This window comes from Bradyrhizobium sp. 14AA, assembly GCF_054185205.1.
In genome coordinates this window covers 1-608 of the sequence record NZ_JAVAYM010000083.1, presented here as the reverse complement: position 1 = coordinate 608, position 608 = coordinate 1, and the positions used below count along the sequence as shown (strand labels likewise).

Genomic DNA, 608 nt, shown 5'->3' with positions numbered 1-608 from the left:
TTGCTGGTCGAGGAGTTGCCGGCAGGATCGGTGACGGTCGCGCGGAACTGGTAGCTGCCGTCGGCCAGATCGCTCTGCGCGGCTGTGGCCGCGGTCCAGGTGCTGCCGCCATCGGTCGAGACCTCATAGGCCACATTGGTGCCGTTGGTATCGGCGTTGCCGGTCAGCGACAGGTCGAAGGCCTTGTCGGTCGAGTTGAAGTCGGACGAGGACGAGCCCGAGTCCGTATAGCTCGACAGCGACAGTGTCCCCGCCGTCGGCGCCGTGGTGTCCACCACCACCGTGACGATGTTGCTGGTCGAGGAGTTGCCGGCGGGATCGGTGACGGTCGCGCGGAACTGATAGCTGCCGTCGGCCAGATCGCTCTGTGCGGCCGTCGTCGTGGTCCAGCTCGCGCCGCCGTCGGTCGACACCTCATAGGCCACACTGGTGCCGTTGGTATCGGCATTGCCGCTCAGTGACAGGTCGAAGGCCTTGTCGGTCGAGTTGAAGTCGGACGAGGACGACCCGCTGTCGCCGTAGTTCGACAGCGACAGCGTCCCTGCCGTCGGCGCCGACGTGTCGACCACCACCGCGACGATGTTGCTGGTCGAACTATTACCGGCCGG

Annotated in this window: 1 protein-coding gene; it reads right to left on the bottom strand. The window is 66.1% G+C overall.

The annotated features are described in order from the left end of the window. The coding region (locus tag RAD15_RS43415; RefSeq protein ID WP_458184798.1) for an Ig-like domain-containing protein at positions 1–608 on the bottom strand (608 nt) is incomplete at both ends.